Origin of the sequence: Pedobacter gandavensis, assembly GCF_014172405.1 — a bacterium.
GTDB classification, from domain to species: Bacteria; Bacteroidota; Bacteroidia; order Sphingobacteriales; family Sphingobacteriaceae; genus Pedobacter; species Pedobacter gandavensis.
Map to the genome: position 1 here is coordinate 324,505 of NZ_WNXC01000001.1, position 18,143 is coordinate 342,647.

Consider the following 18,143-nt stretch of genomic DNA (forward strand, 5'->3'; position numbering starts at 1 on the left):
CCAGGACTAAAATAACTAAAGTTTAAGGTTGCTAGTGATGCAAATCAAACCGGTCCAGGTTCATCACTTTATTCCAGGCGGCCACAAAGTCTTTTACAAATTTGCCCTGCGCATCAGTGCTGCCATAGACTTCGGCAACAGCTCTCAATTCAGAGTTAGAACCAAATACCAGGTCTGCACGAGTAGCCGTATATTTTAACTGCTGACTAACGCGGTCGCGTCCTTCATAAACTTCTTTGTTGTCTTCAGAAACAGACTTCCAAACCGTATTCATCTCTAGTAAATTAAGGAAGAAATCGTTCGTAAGCTGACCTGTTTTTGAACTGAATATTCCATGTTTGGAGCCATCAAAATTAGCGTTCAAAGCACGCATGCCGCCAACTAACACTGTTAATTCAGGTACGGTGAGTGTCAACAAATTCGCTTTATCAACCAAAAGTTCTTCCGTGGAAACCGGAATTTTAGATCTGCGGTAGTTACGGAAACCATCAGCAAGGGGCTCCAGGTAACCGAATGACTCCACATCAGTTTGTTCCTGTGAAGCATCCATGCGTCCAGCAGTAAAAGGAACGTTGATGGCGTGTCCAGCAGCTGCAGATGCTTTTTCAACAGCAGCACAACCGGCTAAAACAATTAAATCTGCCAGGGAAACCTTTTTACCATTCGCCTGTGCAGCGTTAAATTCTTTTTGAATACCTTCCAGTACGCTCAGTACCTTTTGTAATTGTGCAGGTTGATTCACTTCCCAGTCTTTTTGTGGTGCAAGACGAATGCGTGCACCATTGGCACCACCTCGCTTATCAGAACCACGGAAAGTAGCAGCGGAAGCCCATGCGGTAGAAACCAGCTCAGCAATGCTTAAGCCTGATGCCAAGACCTTTGCTTTCAAAACGGAAACATCATTAGAAACGATCAATGGGTGGTCTAAGGTTGGAATAGGATCTTGCCATAGCAACTCTTCCTGTGGTACTTCCGGACCCAGATAGCGTTCTTTTGGCCCCATATCACGGTGTGTTAACTTATACCAGGCACGTGCAAAAGCATCAGCAAACTGGTCAGGGTTTTCAAAGAAACGGCGGGATATCTTCTCATAAACGGGATCAAACCTTAAGGCAAGATCGGTCGTTAGCATGGTTGGTAAATGTTTTTTCGCGGAATCAAAAGCATCCGGAATAATAGGCTCTGCCGATCTGGCAACCCATTGGTGGGCACCTGCAGGGCTTGTGGTCAATTCCCATTCAAAGCCAAACAGATTTTCAAAAAAGTTATTGCTCCATTGCGTTGGTGTTGTGGTCCAGATCACTTCCAGGCCACTGGTAATGGCATCAGGACCTTTGCCAGAACGGTAGCTGTTGCTCCAACCTAAGCCCTGCATTTCCATATCAACTGCTTCAGGCTCTTTGCCCACATGATCAGCAGGAGCCGCACCATGGGTCTTACCAAAGCTATGACCACCGGCAATTAAAGCCACAGTTTCCTCATCGTCCATGGCCATTCGGCCGAAAGTATCTCGTATATCTTTAGCCGAAGCGACAGGATTAGGATCGCCATCCGGACCTTCTGGATTTACATATATTAAGCCCATCTGCACAGCCGCAAGTGGTTTTTCCAGTTTGCGGGAATGGGTTTTATCGGAGTCATCGTCAGATACTAAGACACCATGGTTCTCTTCCACACCAGGAGAGCCATCTGCATAACGCAGGTCGCCACCCAGCCACTTGGTTTCCGAGCCCCAGTATACAGACTCATCCGGTTCCCATAGATCCTCCCGACCGCCAGCATAACCAAAGGTCTTAAAGCCCATGGATTCCAGAGCCACATTACCCGTAAGAATCATCAAATCTGCCCAGGAGATATTGCGGCCATATTTTTGTTTAATGGGCCAAAGCAATCTGCGGGCCTTATCCAGACTCACATTATCCGGCCAACTGTTCAGTGGTGCAAAACGTTGCAATGCTGCACCGGCACCACCACGACCATCGCCTACACGATAGGTACCAGCACTGTGCCATGCCATACGGATGAACAGACCACCATAATGGCCAAAGTCTGCCGGCCACCAGTCTTGAGAATCCGTCATTAGTGCATGAAGGTCTTTTTTAACCGCAGCAAGGTCCAGGCTGTTGAAAGCTGTTGCATAGTTGAAATCTTCCTCCATCGGATTTGATAAAGGGGAGTGCTGACGCAGAATACTCAACTTTAACTGGTTGGGCCACCAATCGTGATTCCTGGTACCACCACCGCCAACATTGTGCTTCATACTGCCATTATGAAACGGACATTTACTGATGTCATTTGATTCTTTTTCCATATTTAATATTTTATATGTTGAATTCTTGCTTTCCCACGCTATCCTAATGCTTTATAAAAATAGCAGATTAGTTGAAACTATCAAATCAAATAATTAGATGTTAGCGAGTTAGTGCCTCTTGTGGTATTAAATAATAGAATTGGAAGGGATATTGTTTTAATTATGTTGAATTCCCTGAGGCCAGATTTTCACTGTAGTGTAGGATGAGGTTGATATAGTTGAGGATCAGTGATTTTGAAATGAAACAGGAGAACTGTAAATTACCTAAAAAATTAGTTATGAAAAAGGTAAATCTACTCTTTCTGGTATGCATAGTTGCCAATACGGCCTTTTCACAGTCGGGGATAGACAGCGCATTGTATAAAAAAAATTGACCAGATGTTTCGCGAAGACCAAAAATGGAGGGTAGCGTATCGTAATACAAAAGGGAAATCAGAGTATACTGAGGAGGTCATCAATAAAAACTGGACGACAACAGATAGCTTAAATATGGCCGAAGCAAAGCGAATCATCAATAAGCACGGCTATCCAGGATATGCGCTGGTAGGGGAAAGGGGGAGTGGACGATTCTGGGCAATCATTCAACATTGTGATGATGATTTGGCGTTTCAGGAAAAAGTACTGAAGCTCATGAAGGTGGCTGTACAAAAAAAGGAAATCCGTTGGTCTGGCTAGCTTAGCTGAATATTTAAAGTCGATGAACGATAGACTGTGATTTACTTTTTAGTGTGGATGAGGACCACACCATTTTTAGCTCTTTCTCCATAAGCCATAATTGCCTTTCCTCCTTTAAGAACTTCTATAGAGGATATATTATCTGAGTTGATATTGTTTATGCCATAGAATATTTCTACGCCATCAACAAAGTATAAAGGCTTGGATGCTCGTTTGATTAAGGGAGCAGATGTAGAAAGCGTTGGTTCCCCTTGTATGACTACCGCAGGGAGCTCTTGAACTTGTTCAATGCTGACCATTGCGGGCAGTGGTGTTTCTGCAGGAATTACTTTTGCTGCAATGGCCTTCTTTTTACCTAATGCGGAAGTTTTCTTCTGTTTGGCTGCTGAGGCTGTTTTCTGGTTAGTCGTTGTAGATGTGACGGCTGCCTTCTGTTTTTTAGGGGACGCTGTATTTGGTTTATTTTGACTATAGGTCCTGGTTGGCTCTTGTATAACCACTTCAGCCTCTGAAAATGCCCACAGGAAAATAGCCAATGCAGGTAATACAATAAATACGGCCATTTTATGGAACCAACTGGACGCAGGCCTTGCTAACATTTTAATCCGCTGTTGTGGGTAATGATAAAAAGAGCTGGAAATCGCGAATATCCGTGTGCCGATGTAATGGTTAACCAATACCGCGCGGTAACTGGCTAAAGAATTTCCATGCTGCAAAACGGCCTCGTCGGCTAAAAATTCATGATTTTGTCTAATGGCCTTCAGGTACACCCAGGCAAGGGGATTGAACCATTGTAAGGTACAAAACAGTTGTGCGAGTAGTAAATCTGCCCAATGGTGCTGTTTAACATGCGCCAGTTCATGTCGCAGTATCATTTTCTTTTCTGTATCAGAAAGTTCTTCAGAAGTATCGAAAAAGATGTAATTGAATACAGAAAAGGAAGATTTAAATTCAGGTGTACTTACGAGCTTACAATCCTTAATAGAACGAAAGTTGGATCTGCTGATAACCTGTTTAATTTTAATCAAGCCCATTACCTGACGCGCCAGTAAAAAACAGGCAATGATGCCGTAGCCAATCAACGCATAATAGCCGAGAAAGTTTTCCTGGATTGCCAAGGGTTGCGATATAGCGGTGGAGTCCTGGCTTGCAAGCACCTGGAGCCTCAGCTCGTAAGTGTAGGTATAAAATGGGAGAAATATCGAGCAGATCAGTCCGACGATTAAAAAGTACCTATTGAAACGGAAAAAGGTCTGGTCCTTTAAAAAACACCAATAAACACCAAAAAATAAGACCACACAAAGTGTAGATTTGAATAGATAAAGCGCCAGACCTTCCATAATTATTTATTGTTTTTTTCTTTATTTAATTCTTCTTTAGTATCCTTAATCAGCAAGTCTAACTCCTCAATACTGTAGTTGTTTTCCCTTGCAAAAAAAGAAGCCATGGACGCAAATGAGTTGTTGAAGTAATTCTTGAGTAAACCAGATAATTGTGATTTAGAATAACCTTCTTTGCTGATCAAAGGCTTGTATATATTGGCTCTGCCTTGGCTAATGTGACTCACAAAACCTTTATTCTCCAGAATTGTCAATACCGTGGCTACTGTGGTTCGGGCGGGCTTCGCCTCCTCCAGTCGGTCTCTAATGTCTTGTACCGTACCTTGCTCCAGCTCCCACAGGGCCTGCATGATCTGTTCCTCAGCTTTTGTCAGCTGTGCATTTACCAATCCTTTCATCATTTAAATATATGACTAATTTTATAGACCACAAACTAATTACTTGATTTTAAACCTTACTTTCATCAATACCTGGCTCGGCCGAAGTTCATAACTAGAATAATAAGAGCCAATGCCGTTATACGCAGCAGCGATGTAGCGCTTGGTATTAAATATATTGTTGTATTCCAGGTTAAACTCCAGTTTTTTAAGGCGGTACCTAATTCCCGCATCTGCGAAATTCATCGCCCTTCCGCTACCGGTTACGGCACTGTTATAGCCATTTTCATACCTCAGACGGATGACGATTTCTTTGGAAGGGAACAGGTTAATTCCGCCAGACTGTGTGGCCGATTGGATAGGCGCAAAATCCCTGTCATCGTTTTTCAATATACTTTTAGTACTGCCATAACGTAGACCATAGTTGAAATCCGCCCATTCCCCTAACTTCCCATTGACTCTTAATCCTGCAGAATATTTTAGGTTGAGAAATCTGGTGAGCGAAGTCTGATTGAGCTGGGTGTTTTCCGAATTGTCGTACCCGGCATCAAGGCTCAGTTTTTGGATCAGGCCATTAAAGCCTTTGTCCAGGTTAAGCATGAAACTATGCCCATTAGCGGTATTTGGAATGTCCAGCGTTTTTCTCAATGTCAGGAAATCCTGAAATTCATTACCGTATAATAAGTTCATTTTTGAACGGTAATAAGTGCTGTAAAAAGAGGCAAAGACCATTTTAATTGGATGATTGTATCGGAATCCTATCCGGTAAGATTGCATACTTCGCTCGGGTAATTTTCCTTCATTTTGCACCAGATATCGGTACGACTGCATCACGTAGCCGGTATAACCATTTTCTGCACCCTCAATGTTTTGGGAGTAACCTGCATAGGCAGAGAATTGCCAGAGCAAGTTAAGCTGATAATTTGCCGATAAAGATGGCATGAAGAATACACGTTCCTGACCGGTACGACGATTAGGAATCAAGTCATTTCGATCCAGACGAATATAACTTAGCGGCAGCTTCAAGCTGATATTGGTCTTTTTTTCCAAATAACTGTATTCTGGCGCCAGTCCGAAATCATAACGATTCCAGTTTAAATGGTTACTTAAGGAATCTGTTTGCTTTCCTAAACTGCCGTTTTCCAGGATACTTTGTAGCGAAGAGTTTAATTTTAACAGACTTGCGTTTGCCGTAGCCAGGTAATTCTGACTGAATTTACCATCCTTGATCCTAAAGCTAAAACTGTTCTGCGAAATGAATAAGCGTTGTGTTAGCGATTGATCCATTCCAATGGGGAAGCCCGGATCACTAAACAACAGGGGGTATAACATCGGTTGCACAGCCAGTCCATCATTGAGCTTACCATAACCATTATAAGAGTTGATCCGAAAAGTAAGTTTTTTATAGTTTCTCAGGAGACTGAGGTTATTGCTTATTTTGAAATAGGGGGCTGTTCTTTCCTGACTGATGAGCTGCTGATTTTCCACAGTTCCATTTTCCCTACGCTGTAAATCTCCACTGAAATTGAGGGAGTTCTCAAAATAAAACCGCTCCGTATTGGCATTCAGCTTCAGACTACCATCCAGGTGATGATAGCGCGTGATGGATTTCAAACGTTCTTCAATCACCAGTGTGCTGTCCCCCGGCAGGAAATTTTCCGTGCGGGAATAGCTGTTTTTTTCCTGACGGTCATTTAAATAACTGATATTGGTGGTCAGTTTATAGTCCTTCCCAAGTGTCCGCAGGTGGTTCAATGAAAAGGCATGATCCTGATTCAATAAGTATCTTTTTCTACTCAAGCCAGGCTCGATAGGCGATTGAATACCCAAAGATACCGGAAAGGGGAGGTTGCGGTCTCCTCCATAAAAATTCCTGAGATCCGCACCGGAATCGTCGCCGGTATTGTTTCCTTTATAGGTCGTAATCAGCTGTTTTCCCTTTCCAAAATACGTTCCCAAAAGCTCATTGTTCCAGAGCAAGGGAGATAAACCGGCTCCCAATTGTGCATTTGCAACCCATACGTTTTTTGCACCATCTTTAAGTTTAAGGTTGAGTGCCCCCTCATCGGTAAATTCTTTGTTTTTTAAGGCTTTTATGGGTTGATGGTTTTCAAGAACCTGTACCGTTTCTACGTCCTTTGCAGCAATGTTATTGGTCGCAATGCCATAACGCCCTTCGAGCAAGTCCTGGTTTTCTATGTAGAATTTGTTGATGGGCTTGTCTTGATAGGTGATGGAGCCATTTTCAGCAACCTTGATGCCAGGCATTTTCTTCAATACTTCTCCAATAGTTCTGTCGTTTTTTCCGGTAAACTGATCCACCGCATAGTTCAGGGTATCATTTAGCCTGCGGATCTTTGGTGGGGTTACTTTGAGCTCTTTAAGTACGATCCCTTCATAGGCCATGTCAAAGTTCTGCTGCCCTGTTTTGTTGGGGTAGCTCAAGGTTTTCTTTTGAATACTCATGCCCGAAACTGTGATCAGAACACTATCTGATGTGGTTTTAAAAGTGAGTTGGTAAGCACCTTTGTTGTCGGTAAGCCCATAAGTAAGCATCGTTGTACCCGCCTTCGCTTTAACGGTAACGCTAAGCCCGGGCATCGGTTTTCCATCTTCCTTATTGGTCACGATTCCGCTGATTTTAACCTGCCCACGGGCTAGAAAAACGGAGCAGGTTAAACAAAAACCTATACCTAGTCTTGCGTACCAGCTCATTCTAATTCCATTAAAATTGGCTCATACTTTCCTGGCAATACAACCAAATTCACCACACCATCGCTAAAGTTGATCTGTGTACCCATTCCTTGTTTTTTCTGCTGCTGAGCAAGTTCAGCTCGGGTACATTTTAAAAAATCAGTTTTGCTCAATGCAATCGGCAATACTGTTTTGGGCTGAGTCATTCCAATCAGTGTAAAAGAAAACAGTTGAGCTGTATCTTCCACTTTTAAAATCAATCCTGGCAAACCTGAGAATTTCCATGGGCCGTCATTAATTGGGATATCCGGACTAAACCATGCCGTGTAACTTCTTCCTCTAAAGTTCAGCAGGGCTTTCTGGCAGGCATAATTTGCAATGGTATCGCTGCCTTCTACAAGCTTCCAGTCGAGTTTTGGAAATGGATCTTCATACTGAAATTTTGAGCCCTTATAATTGCTGAGGTAATCAAATACGGTAAGGAGGCCGGTTTGTTTGTCTTTTAAAATCTGATAACTTTCCCCTTCCATCGCATTAGACTGCTTTGTGCCAGGGACATTAGAAATATCTTTTGTTTCATTCTTGTAAACATTCATGCTGGTAATTTCCGATGAATTTATGCCCTCCAGCAGGTTGGAAACGGCAGAGTCTCTGCCCAGTCTGGCGGGGTCATAAAATCTGGAAATTCGTTTTCCAATATCCAGCACCATGGTATCTCTGCGATAAACAGGGGAGCTGGCATCCTTCTTTTTCGACAATAGATAATAACAACGAACAGTTACCGTGTCCTGGATTTTTTTATCGGTTTTTTGTGCAAAAGCAAGGTTGCTGAAACAGCAAAAGGAGAGTGCGATTAAAAGTGTCTTCATCGTATGATTGGTTTAATTTGGTAGGCCAATCTACGTCTATGTTTTTAGACAAACAAGTAAAATTGGATTTTTGTCTAAAATTATAGACAAACATTTTACTGCCTCTTTTTTAATTCCATAAGCAGATATGCATCCAGCAGGGAAATCAGGCTGAAAAATGATAATATAGTTTTAGTAGCGGACAAATGAGGTGTAGTAACCTCAGCATAAATTGTGGAGGTTTATATTTTATCGGAATACTGGTTACATCGGATGATTGGTCATCATCCGGTGCAACTCCTTAACCTGAAAACCCCTAAAAAATATATGAATTGGAATACTGATGCTGAACTTTTTGAGATTATACGATCAGAACTCTACACTGCGGTGATTGGAGATATTATGGACAAGCTGGGACTACTGCATCAATTTCTACCTGCACAAATACAGCCTTTAGCGCAAAATATGCGGGTTGCCGGAAGAGCCATGCCTGTCTTGGAAGCCGATGTCCCACTGTCAACAGGACATCCAGGGAATAACCCCATCCTAAAAAAGTCATTCGGACTGATGTTAGAAGCTTTAGATGATTTGAAAAAAGATGAAGTTTATATTTGTGGTGGTGGATCTCCCAATTATGCCTTATGGGGCGAGTTGATGAGCACCCGTGCGATGCAGTTAGGTGCTGCAGGAGCAGTATTAGATGGGTATTCCAGGGATACCAGTGGGATTCTGGAACTTGGTTTTCCCACCTTTTCTTACGGAAGTTATGCCAAAGATCAGGCACCAAGAGGAAAAGTGATTGACTATAGGGTGCCCATTGAAATCCGCGGTGTAATGGTGAATCCTGGAGATATTGTGGTCGGCGATATGGATGGTGTCTGTATCGTTCCTCAGGATTGGGAGGTCGAGATTTTTAGCCTGGCCATAGAAAAAGCGAGAGGAGAGAAGCTGGTTCAGGTTAAGATCCGGGAAGGAATGAGTGCAACTGAAGCATTCGAGAAATATGGAATCATGTAAGCCCTAAAGGATATTAGATCAATTAATAAAAAATAGAAATGAAGATTTTGTACCAGGTCACATTAGTCAGCCTGCTTTGTGTAGGAAATAGTTCGATCGCACAAATTAAAAACAATACAACTCTGCTTGCGGGGCAAACCAATAATACGCCTGCCCGTTTATCGCCGGTTCCGGCAGATGCTGCCTGGAAGCTTTCGCTAAATGGTGCCTGGGAGTTTTCCGAAAACCTGGATAAGCCGGCTAGTAAGCCAATCCAGGTTCCTGGTGAATGGGTCATGCAAGGATATACCGTAAACGCAGGCGAAACGGCGCAGTACAGCAAATCATTCGTGATGCCTGTCTGGAAAGGAAAACGCATAAAATTGAAGTTTGATGGCGTAAGTTCTCATGCGGTAGTCAAGATCAACGGACACCAGGTGGCCGAACATGAAGGTAGTTTTGTACCCTTTGAAGCCGATGTGACGGATTTTCTCCAACCTGGGAATAACGTGTTGGTTGTGGAGGTTCAGGCATTGACCATCAGTGATCTGTTGGCCTGTACTTCTCAATATGCGGCACACACCGTAGGCGGAATCCTTAGAAAGGTAACTTTATTCGCCTTGCCAGAAACCAACATCGCCGACATTAGCCTAAAGACAAGTTTTGATAAGCAATATAAAAACGCCAGTCTGCAGCTAAGCACCAGGCTTACTAACGAATCAAAAACCACGGCCAGTGCCGCAATACACTATGTGTTAAGGGATAAGGACGGTAAAGTGGTTTTAAATAAAACCATACCTATGGATCAGGCGCTTATTCCGGGAGCCAGCATGCTTTCGGAGCAACGCTTTGCCGTAAATAATCCGAGGCAATGGAATACTGATCATCCCTACCTATATGAGCTCAGTACCGAACTGATTATTGGTGGTAAAGCGGTCCAGGAAAACCGCCAAAAGCTTGGTTTTAGGCAGGTGGAAATTAAAGGAAATCAGCTTTTGGTAAATGGTAAGCCGGTAAAATTAAGAGGTGTAAACAGGCATTCTGTTCATCCGCTAACCGGCAGAAGCATCAGTCCGGATTTGGAGATTAAGGATGCAACGCTCTTTAAACAGGCAAATTGCAATTACATTCGAAGTTCACATTATCCACCAGCTCAGGAATTCCTGGAAGCCGCAGATTCAATCGGTTTATTTGTGGAAAATGAATCTTCCTTAACCTGGATTCAGCACCATGCCTCCCCAATCTGGAAACTCTGGAATTATAAAGATGAGCAGTTCTTACCTTATATGATCTCGGCGAATCTGGAGAAAATGCAGGCGGCAAAGAATCATCCCTCGGTGATCATCTGGTCTCTGGGGAATGAATCGATGTGGAGCCCATTATGGCAGAAAGTACAGGATCAGGTGAAAGCATTTGATGATAGTCGGCCAACTGCTTTTCATGACCAATGCTGGGGAGGTTTCAACAATGCAGGAAGTAAAGCGGATATTGCCAACTATCATTATCCAGGGATCAATGGCGCGGCCGCAACCGATACGATGAGCCGGCCGACTTTATTTGGCGAATACGCCCATTTGAGTACTTATAACCGAAGAGAATTGTTGACAGATCCAGGGGTAAGAAGCGCCTATGGACTCCCTTTGGTAAAAATGTACGATTCAATCTACCATCATCAAGGTAGTTTGGGTGGCGCGATCTGGAGTGGGATTGACGATACTTTTCAGTTGCCGGATGGTAGAATTGTTGGTTACGGTCCTTGGGGTCCAATAGACGGTTGGCGCAGAGCCAAACCGGAATATTGGGCAATGAAAAAAGCTTATGCTCCAGTAGTTGTAAAAAACATAAAAGATTTTAAGGTCGTAAATAACAACCTGATCCTGGAGTTGGAAAATCGTTATGATTTTAGATCACTTTCGGAGCTGACCATCTCTTATCGAACCAATACTGCTTCGGGGACGATTAAATCCTCCATTGGTCCGCATCAAAATGGGCAATTGAAGATCCCGGTTAATGGGTCAACAGCAGAGGTCTACCTTACTTTTAAAGAACCATCCGGATTTATTGCCAATGAAGAACGCATTGTTTTAAAGGAAGCGATAGCCACACCGGATCCGTTGGTAGTTTCGCTTTCCCTGAAGGAAAATGAGGCTTCGTATTTCATCCGGCAAGGAGAAAATAGGTTTACAATAGATAAAAGAACAGGGATCATTTCTGGCGCAGATCATCAAGGTGAAAAAATCCTGAGCCAGGGGCCTGTTTTCTGCATCGTACCGATGAATTCAGAAGATGGAGGAAAGCCCAATGTGGCCGGAGAAACCTATCAGAATAACATTTACCCTATAAAAAACTACCCTTTAATTACGCTTTTTGTCAAAAATCTGAGTGTGGAGGAAAGCCCGGAAGCGATTGTGATCGCAATGGAAACCACTTATGCCAATGCCAGTGGAAACCTGAAATATGCCTTTATGAAAAACGGGAATGTCAGGGTAGATTATGCGATAGAAAGCAAAGACCCAGCAGCTTTCAACCCTTATCAGTATGGCATGTTGTTTCAATTGCCCAAGGATTTTGATCAATTGAATTGGAAACGTCGCGGCGACTTTAGCCTGTATCATCCGGATGATATTTCCAGGGATGCCGGAACAGCAAAGCTCAATGCGAAATGGTTACCTGCAGTAGAAGAGCTGGGTAAACCCGCTGCGGAGCTTTGGAAAGATGACGCCAATGAAATGGGCTCGAATGATTTCCGCGCTACCAAACAGCAGATCATTTCTGCTGCTTTAAGTAACAAAAATAACAAAGGAATCCAGGTGATTTCTGATGAAAGCCAGTCTTCCAGGTCTTGGTTACAAGATGGTCATATCCAGTTTCTGATCGCTGATTACAGTAACAATGGTTCAGAACCTTTTTATAATACACCTTTTACCGATCAAAGGATCAGTATTAAGGGTAAAAAATTGAAAGGAAATGTAACCTTCAGGTTGCGTTAATACCCATAAAAGAACTCTATTTTCCCCCAAAAAAGAGTGGCACCGGATGAAAAGAAGGTGCCAAATCCCCCCCCTCTAAATACCAAATGAAAATGGCCTGATCATCATCGATGATACAGGCCATTTCTGTTATAAAGAGGCTTTGTTAAAAGCCTTTTATGGTTCTGATTAAGTAATCTTTGGTAGATCCATCAGCTGCTTTCACCTGATAGATATGATCTTTTGAGAAATCCCCTGGACTACCTAATTTCGGCGCATCCGCTAATGGGGTTATCGTAGAGACATCAGAAACGGTGACGTACACCCATAACTTACTCAGTTGATCAGTCTTAATCAGCTTGTCAAAAGTTGCAAACAACATGGCTTTTGTAACAGAGCCGGTCGGACCAGCTTTCAATACCGAGTTGACATCATAAGATATGGTCGTTTTAAAGCCATCAAGGTTATTCTCATTGATCTTGACCGTGTTTTTCTTGAACAAGACTTCACATACCCGATCCGTTAAAATCTCTTGCTTACTCGTTCCTTTTTGTATGGTATCGGTATACAGAAACCGATAGGTATAGTCTACAGAAGTCATCACTTTTTGATTGGAATTCTGTAACTCATCCAGTCCTTGTTTTAAACAACCTGACATGGAAAATAGCAATCCAAGTGCTACTACACTAAACAGTGGTTTTATTATTTTTTTCATTGCTATGATTTATAGTTAATCCCAACCTGGGTTCTGATTCACACCAGATTTTAAACGGAAAGCTTCATTGATAGGGATCAGGTAACGCTTAGGCGTAAATCTTGCCTCTCCTGCCGAATTGTTGTCCTGGAAAAAGGAGTAGGTCTTCCCATCTCTGGAAATACGGATGCCTCGAAGGGAACCTTGTAAATCCGGAATCACAAAACCACTACTCGCATATTCACCATTCCTGACGCCACCGGATTTTCTCATTCCCCAACGCATTAATGACCAATAAGTGTCATTGTTTTCATAAACCATCTCCACATTTCTTTCCCTTTTGTAAGCTTCGAATAAAGCGTCTCCCCAGTTGTTTCCCGTTAGTGGTGCTAAATAAGCCGTCACCTGATTCTCTTCAAATCCAGCATGTTTTACCATCGTTGCAGTTATGTACTGCTTGGCATTAGCAAAATCGCCTTTCATCAGGTAAGCTTCAGCCATGTTCAGATAAGCTTCTCCATACCTGAAAACAGCGTATGAGTAGTCTAATTTCTGATCCCCAGGACTTGGTAAACTGATGATCTGATCATATTGGTATTTAATCATGGCATAACCAGTGGAAGAGTTGTAGTTCTCCGTATTTCCAGCTTTGTAACCATATTCTTCTACGGAACCTTCATTGATTTTACTGTTGGCATTACTCACATTTCCATCTCTTCTAAAGAATACACGGGCCTGGTTGTTGAAATACATACAGCTATCGTACAAAATAGTCGAATAGAACCTTAGATCTCTCTTTTTAGTGCTGCTGAAGTACATTTTCTCGTCTACATTTTTACCTGTAGTCACATAAGAAGCGGAAGTCCATGGCTTAATACTGCCATCCAAATCCTTCACTAAATAGTCATCTACCAAGTCTTGCGTTGGCCAGGAACCACCGTCCATTCCCCAGAAATTCATGGTGACATTGATCGGGAAATGTTCTTTTGCATAAGCAGAGAAATTACCATTTGCCCATAAACCCTGGTACTGAATTGGGGTGTCATACAGTGAACTGTTGATTTTAGAACGCTCTCTGGATAAGATGATTTCCTTTGAGGCGATAGCCGTCTCATAAGCCCTGAACATGTTGGCGTAAGGGCTAAGTTGGGAGCCATTTGCATTTAGTCCTAAGGCGGTACCAGCAGCGATGGTCTTGTCATAATAGACACTGTTTGCTGCACCACCATCTACATAAGCTGCTGCTTGAACACCAACCCGCATCAATAGCGCATAGGCGGCTGCAGAAGAAGCTCTGCCTCTTTCTGTAGTAGGAGGTAAGGACTGACTGGCGATATCTAAATCAGCAATGATAAAGTCGTAAGTCTCTTTGATTGATTTTCTGGGGATCTGTAGGTTCTCCGTCGGACTCAGTTCACGGTCAATGATTTGTAGTCCGCCGTACAGTTTTGCATAGATGAAGTAATGCGCAGCTCTTAAGAAGTGTAATTCCCCCAATGATCGTTTTTTATACTCGGCAGAAAACTTCGGACTCTCCTCAATATTTTTCATGGCCGTATGTATTCTCCAAAGTAGATTATAGTTTATCCAGCCATAATCATCATTTTTCGTCATCAGCTCTGCACGGTCTTTGGACCAAAACGGGCCATTTAAAGTTCCGGTCATCGCATTTTTAGTGGAGCTCTCCGAACGGGCAGAATTCGGACTGGCATAGGCTGCCAGCCAGGAATCACTGCTGAGTACATCCGTATAGATTTGGTAAATAAAGGCCGTACTTAAGTTCTCACTACTCCAGGTTTGTTCACCGGTTATTTTATCGTATGGTGTGGTATCTAAGAACTTTTTACAAGAAGAGAGATAAAGGGACATTAATCCCAAAACCCATATTAGTTTATATTTTTTCATTTTCATATCATTTAGAAACCTAATTGAAAACCTGCAGAATAAGTCTTCATCATTGGATAAGCATATCCTTCGAAGCTGTTTGCCTCAGGGTCACCATACTTCACAGAAGGGCCAGTGGCGAATAAATTGACGCCAGACGCGAAAACCGTCAGGTTGCGCAACCAATTCTGTTTATCGAGCAGGGAATGTTTAAAGTCGTAAGAAAGGGTAACCGATTTTAACCGGATATAATTCGACTTACGTGCCCAGAAATCAGAGGAAGCATAGTTGTTGTTGTCATTTAAGGTTAGATTCCCTGGTCTTGGTAAGCTGGCATTGGGATTACCTGGGGACCAGCTATCGTTCTGGAATGCAAAATCCAATCTTCTTTCGCCTTCTGATCCCATAGCTACATTGCTCATATAGGTTTGTCTGGCTCCGGTTCCCTGAATGGTGGCCATAATGGAAGCCCCTTTATAAGTTGCACCAAGGTCAAAACCAAATACAAAAGTAGGTGTGGTATTGTGGCCGAATCTGGCTTGATCCTGACCATCAATTTTTCCGTCATGGTTCACATCCTGATATTGTAAATCACCAGGTCTCAGATCTCTTGAAGTAAGGCGTTTAGGGTTGTTTAGGATGTCAATTGGATTGGTATAGAACTTAGCCCCAATATAACCCGTTCCAACATAAAACTTCTCATTTCCCTGAGCACGTAAACGAGGATTGGCCAGGGTAAGACTGTCTTCATTGGTTCTGAAAGCAATTGATCTGTAATAGGTGAAATTGAAACCAGCAGTGATGTTCACTTGCCCTATTTTAGTGTTGTATTTCAGGGAGCCGTCCAATCCTTCAATTCTATCTTCCGCTTTAGAAACCACCAATGGAAGTTCGTATCCAATAGGGTCTGTGTAACGGAATTTATCAGCGGATAAGAAACCTTTGGTCTTTTCAAAGAAATAGTCGACACTACCCTCTAAATGATTCCCAAATAGAAAGAAATCCAATCCGACGTCATATTTGGTTCTATCAAACCAAGTCATGTTTAAACTAGGTGTAGGTCCAGGAGTTACACTATTCTGTAGTTTTCCATCCACTACATAAGCATTCGAATTGTAATTATAGGTAGGCAGGTAGGCATATAACCAATGGTCAATGTTGTTTACCCCAATCTGTCCATAAGAGGCCCTAAGCTTCAGGTAGTTCAATACTTTTCCATCTTTTATTCCTTTAAAGAACTGCTCTTCAGATACCGCCCATCCTGCAGATACAGAAGGGAAGAATCCCCATCTTTTGCCATCTGGAAAATTGTCAGACCCATCATAACGACCTGCAAATTCTACCATGTACTTGCGGTCATAATCGTAGTGGAATTTACCGACATAACCCATCCAGGCTTGCATACCTTCGGTATTTGAAGCCGTAATACTCGTGGCATCTCCCTTTTGAATCTGATGGATTTCCGTGGTATTGAATCCTCTTGATCCGGCGGTTAAAGCATTGCTATAGTAATGCTGTCTGGTATGCACCAACGTAGCTTCGATATTGTGTTTGCCAAGAATCGTTTTCTTGTAATCTCCTCTAATATTGACATCATATTGGTTGGTCATAAAGGAGGAGCGGCTAATGCTAATGTTGGAAGGATCTTCTTTTGTCGCATTGCCTTGCTCATCGTAGTAAGTGGCCGTTTGAATCCAATCTACACGGTCTTGCGACTGCACATTATAGTTTCCACTAAATCCAAAACTTAGACCTTCCACACCAGGAACTACCCAGTTTACGGAGCCGGCCACTTGGTTGTACACCGTTTTCAGTTTCACATAACCCGGGCTCATCAATTGCAATACCGGATTGTCAAACTGATTAGAAATCTGACCAGCAGCGGTAAATGGTTTCTCAAATGGATTCCGGTCTCTGATTCTGGAATAAATGGTATAAGCACTGGCAGGAGGGTATTTCTCATCCGTTTGTGTACCATTCACGTTTAATTCCACCGTTAACCCGATCTTGTCAAAAGTACTGCTCACATTTGATCTGTAGTTGTATCGGTTGTAGTTTAGAGATTTAAACTTCATGATTCCTTCCTGTCCCAGGGTATTTAAACTCCCAAAAAACTTTAGGCGATCTGTTCCACCACTTACAGAAACGGTATGCTCTTGTTGTGGCGCATATTTGCGTAACAATTGATCCTCCCAGTTGGTGTAATCGGATAGATGCTGACTGATATCCTGCATTTCTTCAGGCGTTTTGAAAGCATTTACGCCTTGTCCCAATGCCTGGTATAGCTTGTTTACGGCGTCGGCATAATTATAGGCATTCATGCGTTTTGGTGCGTAAGAAGGGGTGTTCCATGCAAAATTGCCTTGATAATCAAAGCTCATTTGTCCAGCTTCTCCTTTTTTAGTGGTGACCACGATTACGCCATTTCCAGCATTCATCCCATAAACTGCTGTGGAAGCCGCATCTTTCAAGACACTGAGTGTTTTGATGTCTGTTTTGTTTAAGGTTAGGAAACGATTACGATCCGAAACAAAACCATCAATGATGTATAAAGGCTCCCCATTTCCACGAATGGAAATACTGGCCCCATTTTGTCCGGGTTCTGCGGAACCTTGCTGCACAATAACCCCAGGTACTCTGCCCTGTAAGGCAGAACCCATATCTCCAAAAGGTAAGTCCTTTAGCGCTTTAGGGTTCAGTGTGGCCACAGAAGTGGTGTTTTTCCGGATACTTGTGGTACCAAATCCAACCACCATGACTTCTTCCAAAGGTTTGGAATCGACTTCTAAATTAATTTGTAGATTTTTCTCATTCCTGGTAACGGTTACCTCTTTATTTAAATGTGTGATGTGACCGATTCGTAAAACGGTGTTCATAGGCACTGCAATGGTAAAACGGCCGTTCGCATCGGTAACTGTGGCCCTTTTTGGATTTTTCTTATCCACGATGCTTGCACCAGGAAGAGGGACTTTGTCGCTATCGAATACCGTTCCTTTAATGGTAATTAAGGAGTCGGCTTGAAGCATAGTAGGGAGAATCGGAGTGGCTTCCATAGCCGATAAATGCTCCGCTCCCTGTACAGTTGTACTTGGGGAAAAAGCCAATAACATAGAAAAAACAGTCATCAGCCCTATCCCTGTGATAGTTTTATTGCTGTTTATTTTCATGGCTTGATTTTAAATAAGTAATCATTTTCTCTTTTCATACGTTGGTTTGTTTGGTTAAATGAACTGCGCTGCATTAAGCATAAGGCCTATGGCTTAATGAAGGTGGTTTGGTAAATCTGGAATGAGCTTGTTAGCGATGGGAATGAAGGTTGCTTTACATTTTTTTTAATCTGTTGATCAGGCAGATT

11 protein-coding genes are annotated in these 18,143 nt (G+C 42.7%); 3 read left to right on the forward strand and 8 right to left on the reverse strand.

What is annotated here, in order from left to right:
* Positions 1-31: 31 nt before the first annotated feature.
* Positions 32-2,311, reverse strand: a complete 2,280-nt coding sequence (gene katG, locus GM920_RS01350; RefSeq protein ID WP_182952817.1) for a catalase/peroxidase HPI — start codon at positions 2,309-2,311, stop codon at positions 32-34.
* A gap of 378 nt (positions 2,312-2,689) precedes the next feature.
* On the opposite strand from katG, the gene GM920_RS01355 reads away from it, so the two are divergent.
* On the forward strand, positions 2,690-2,986 hold the full coding sequence (locus GM920_RS01355; protein ID WP_182952818.1) for a hypothetical protein: 297 nt from the start codon (positions 2,690-2,692) through the stop codon (positions 2,984-2,986).
* Positions 2,987-3,027: 41 nt separating this feature from the next.
* On the opposite strand, the gene GM920_RS01360 is transcribed toward GM920_RS01355, so the two are convergent.
* From GM920_RS01360 to GM920_RS01375, 4 genes are read right to left on the reverse strand one after another with little or no spacing between them, the layout of a single operon-like run.
* The gene (locus GM920_RS01360) at positions 3,028-4,326 is read right to left on the reverse strand and encodes a M56 family metallopeptidase (protein ID WP_182952819.1); all 1,299 of its coding nucleotides are present in this window, start codon (positions 4,324-4,326) and stop codon (positions 3,028-3,030) included.
* Positions 4,327-4,328: 2 nt separating this feature from the next.
* Positions 4,329-4,727, reverse strand: coding sequence for a BlaI/MecI/CopY family transcriptional regulator (locus tag GM920_RS01365; RefSeq protein ID WP_235964397.1), 399 nt, complete (start codon positions 4,725-4,727; stop codon positions 4,329-4,331).
* 36 nt (positions 4,728-4,763) lie between these two features.
* Positions 4,764-7,418, reverse strand: coding sequence for a TonB-dependent receptor (locus GM920_RS01370; protein ID WP_182952820.1), 2,655 nt, complete (start codon positions 7,416-7,418; stop codon positions 4,764-4,766).
* Complete coding sequence (locus GM920_RS01375) at positions 7,415-8,266, reverse strand: GLPGLI family protein (protein ID WP_182952821.1); 852 nt, start codon at positions 8,264-8,266, stop codon at positions 7,415-7,417. Before GM920_RS01375 ends, GM920_RS01370 begins: the two co-directional genes overlap by 4 nt.
* A 306-nt stretch (positions 8,267-8,572) precedes the next feature.
* Here GM920_RS01375 and GM920_RS01380 point away from each other — a divergent pair, with 306 nt between their 5' ends.
* Entirely contained in the window at positions 8,573-9,262 is a 690-nt protein-coding gene (locus GM920_RS01380) for an RraA family protein (RefSeq protein WP_182952822.1), read from the forward strand.
* Positions 9,263-9,300: 38 nt separating this feature from the next.
* Entirely contained in the window at positions 9,301-12,231 is a 2,931-nt protein-coding gene (locus GM920_RS01385) for a glycoside hydrolase family 2 protein (protein WP_182952823.1), read from the forward strand.
* Positions 12,232-12,376: 145 nt separating this feature from the next.
* On the opposite strand, the gene GM920_RS01390 is transcribed toward GM920_RS01385, so the two are convergent.
* The 3 genes from GM920_RS01390 to GM920_RS01400 are packed head-to-tail and all read right to left on the reverse strand — an operon-like array spanning position 12,377 to position 17,955.
* Positions 12,377-12,925, reverse strand: a complete 549-nt coding sequence (locus GM920_RS01390; protein ID WP_202986008.1) for a DUF5018-related domain-containing protein — start codon at positions 12,923-12,925, stop codon at positions 12,377-12,379.
* Between the two features lie 15 nt (positions 12,926-12,940).
* Positions 12,941-14,809: a RagB/SusD family nutrient uptake outer membrane protein gene (locus GM920_RS01395; protein ID WP_182952824.1), complete on the reverse strand. Its 1,869-nt coding sequence runs from the start codon at positions 14,807-14,809 to the stop codon at positions 12,941-12,943.
* An 11-nt stretch (positions 14,810-14,820) separates the two neighbouring features.
* Entirely contained in the window at positions 14,821-17,955 is a 3,135-nt protein-coding gene (locus GM920_RS01400) for a SusC/RagA family TonB-linked outer membrane protein (protein WP_202986009.1), read from the reverse strand.
* Between the last annotated feature and the right edge of the window lie 188 nt (positions 17,956-18,143).

Coding starts and splice junctions, on each gene's coding strand:
- katG (WP_182952817.1), bottom strand. CDS start 2,311: ATGGAAAAAGAATCAAATGACATCAGTAAATGTCCGTTTCATAATGGC.
- GM920_RS01355 (WP_182952818.1), top strand. CDS start 2,690: ATGTTTCGCGAAGACCAAAAATGGAGGGTAGCGTATCGTAATACAAAA.
- GM920_RS01360 (WP_182952819.1), bottom strand. CDS start 4,326: ATGGAAGGTCTGGCGCTTTATCTATTCAAATCTACACTTTGTGTGGTC.
- GM920_RS01365 (WP_235964397.1), bottom strand. CDS start 4,727: ATGATGAAAGGATTGGTAAATGCACAGCTGACAAAAGCTGAGGAACAG.
- GM920_RS01370 (WP_182952820.1), bottom strand. CDS start 7,418: ATGAGCTGGTACGCAAGACTAGGTATAGGTTTTTGTTTAACCTGCTCC.
- GM920_RS01375 (WP_182952821.1), bottom strand. CDS start 8,266: ATGAAGACACTTTTAATCGCACTCTCCTTTTGCTGTTTCAGCAACCTT.
- GM920_RS01380 (WP_182952822.1), top strand. CDS start 8,573: ATGAATTGGAATACTGATGCTGAACTTTTTGAGATTATACGATCAGAA.
- GM920_RS01385 (WP_182952823.1), top strand. CDS start 9,301: ATGAAGATTTTGTACCAGGTCACATTAGTCAGCCTGCTTTGTGTAGGA.
- GM920_RS01390 (WP_202986008.1), bottom strand. CDS start 12,925: ATGAAAAAAATAATAAAACCACTGTTTAGTGTAGTAGCACTTGGATTG.
- GM920_RS01395 (WP_182952824.1), bottom strand. CDS start 14,809: ATGAAAAAATATAAACTAATATGGGTTTTGGGATTAATGTCCCTTTAT.
- GM920_RS01400 (WP_202986009.1), bottom strand. CDS start 17,955: ATGAAAATAAACAGCAATAAAACTATCACAGGGATAGGGCTGATGACT.